Origin of the sequence: Moorena sp. SIO4E2 (genome assembly GCF_010671945.1) — a bacterium.
GTDB classification, from domain to species: Bacteria; Cyanobacteriota; Cyanobacteriia; order Cyanobacteriales; family Coleofasciculaceae; genus Moorena; species Moorena producens.
Map to the genome: position 1 here is coordinate 1 of NZ_JAAHIE010000983.1, position 2,037 is coordinate 2,037.

The window sequence follows — 2,037 nt, forward strand, 5'->3', positions numbered from 1 at the left end:
TCTGTTAAAGCTATGGATACCTTCTGTAATGCCTCTGGTCTCAAAATCGATCAAGTCATCCCAGAAATTGGTGGGAGTATGAACTTCAAACGTAAGAAATTCCTCAATCTACTATTCCGTATGCTTTCCGGGCAGGTCTCTACCATCATCGTCGCTCACAAAGACCGATTATGTAGGTTTGCGTTTGACCTGATTCTTCAGTTAGCCAAGTACTCCGATGGCGAGATGATCGTGACCAACAATGAATTCCTTAGTCCCCAGCAGGAGATGCTGGAAGACCTCATGGCTATCATCCACTGCTTCTGTTGTCGGCTGTACGGTTTGCGTCGGTATCTCCAAGCGATTCAAGAAAAAATCAACAAAAACCTTGATAGTCCCGACGATTGTGCGAAAGTAGAAATGGAAGTACAAGTTTAGGTCGAAACTCCCATGTTTGGAATCAAGCGCGAACTCAAAGTCAACAACTCCGAAGCCAACTGGCTATCTCAATGTGCGGGGTTCTCTCGGTTCGTTTATAACTACGGACTGGGAATTATGAAATCATCATGGGAGTTTGAAGACATCAGAGCTTCCGATTCCAAGAGGTTGAACACAATTAAGAAGGTGTTCACCAATGTGACTAAGAAGAATCCTGATTTTGCTTGGTGCAATAAGTATCCAGCTCGGATTTACCAAAATGCGTTTCGGAATCTAGCTAAAGCCTTTAGTTGGTGGCGTGACCCAAAGATTAAAGCTCAAATGCCTACATTCAAGAAGAAACGCCATCAGTGCAGTTTTACCGTTGATGATTCAAACGGAAAACGGCTGGTAAAAGCTGGGAAGACCATCAACATCCCAACAATGGGGACGTTCAGATTAAAGGAGGCTATTCCTTACGATTGCATTTCCCAAACATTTACCATTTCAAGAGAAGCAGATAACTGGTTCGTATCGTTCTTTGTCGATGCTTGCCCAATGCCAGCGATGAAACACACTCAGCAAAAAGTCGGAATTGACCTAGGTGTTAAGTGTTTTGCGACTTTGTCCGATCGCACCAAGATTGAAATGCCCAAATCGATCAAGAAAGCGAAAATCAAGCAATCGTTGCTACAGTGGCGCAATCGTAAAAAGGTGTTAGGCAACGGTCAGACCAAGACCCAACCCAGTCAGAATGCTCAGAAATACTATCAAAGACTGAGGAAGCAACACAAACACATTGGGAACATCAGAGAGGACTTTTTGCAAAAGGAAACCACCAGGTTAGCGCAGACCTATCAAGAAATCAAGATTGAGGACTTGAACCTGTCTGGGATGCTGGCTAATCACAAGTTAGCTGAAGCCATCGCCTTACTGGGATTCTATCGGTTCTCAGAGTTGCTGACCTACAAGCAAGAATTCCACGGGTTCAAACTAACCCTGGTAGACAGGTGGTTTCCCAGTTCAAAAACATGCCACAAGTGTGACCACATACAGGATATGCCGTTGAGGGAACGAGTTTATGTGTGTGGCAGTTGTGGAAACATTGAAGACCGGGATTTGAACGCAGCGATTAACATAGAGCGTTGGGAACCCGGTAACAGAACACTGTCGATGGCAATCGATCAAACGCCTGTGGACTAGAAGTAGCCGACTACCTAGGATGAAACAGGAATTGAACATCAGACCAAATGTCTAGGTTTGTGTAAGATTCATGATGCAGTTAAGCTAGCATCAACCACATGGACAACTTAAAGGAGAAGTTTTATATGGTAAGCGAAGGTAATCTGATCGATGCAGCTTGGCAAGCGCTGGAAGATTCGATTATCGATTATCAAGGTCATCCCGTGGGCACAGTAGCGTCGAAAGACTCGGATATGGAAGCCCTGAATTATGACCAGTGCTTTACGCGGGATTTCGCGGTGTCGGCTATGGCATTGCTGATGAGGGGCAAAGGAGAAATTGTGCGCAATTTCCTGATCGAAACCCTAGGGCTTCAAAGCCGTGAAAAGCATATGGATTGCTTTAAGGCGGGTCTTGGATTGATGCCAGCTAGCTTTAAAGTGATACATAAGAAGGAAC

Annotated in this window: 3 protein-coding genes; all 3 read left to right on the forward strand. The window is 44.8% G+C overall.

Annotation, left to right across the window (positions count from 1 at the left end; genetic code table 11):
• Positions 1 to 417: IS607 family transposase (locus F6K37_RS39715; RefSeq protein WP_287256765.1), on the forward strand; the 417-nt coding region annotated here is incomplete at its 5' end.
• Positions 418 to 429: 12 nt separating this feature from the next.
• Positions 430 to 1,599, forward strand: a complete 1,170-nt coding sequence (locus tag F6K37_RS39720; protein WP_008187137.1) for an RNA-guided endonuclease InsQ/TnpB family protein — start codon at positions 430 to 432, stop codon at positions 1,597 to 1,599.
• Positions 1,600 to 1,724: 125 nt separating this feature from the next.
• Positions 1,725 to 2,037 (forward strand): glycoside hydrolase 100 family protein (locus F6K37_RS39725; protein WP_287256767.1); only part of this gene is annotated, 313 nt, incomplete at its 3' end.

Coding starts and splice junctions, on each gene's coding strand:
- F6K37_RS39720 (WP_008187137.1), top strand. CDS start 430: ATGTTTGGAATCAAGCGCGAACTCAAAGTCAACAACTCCGAAGCCAAC.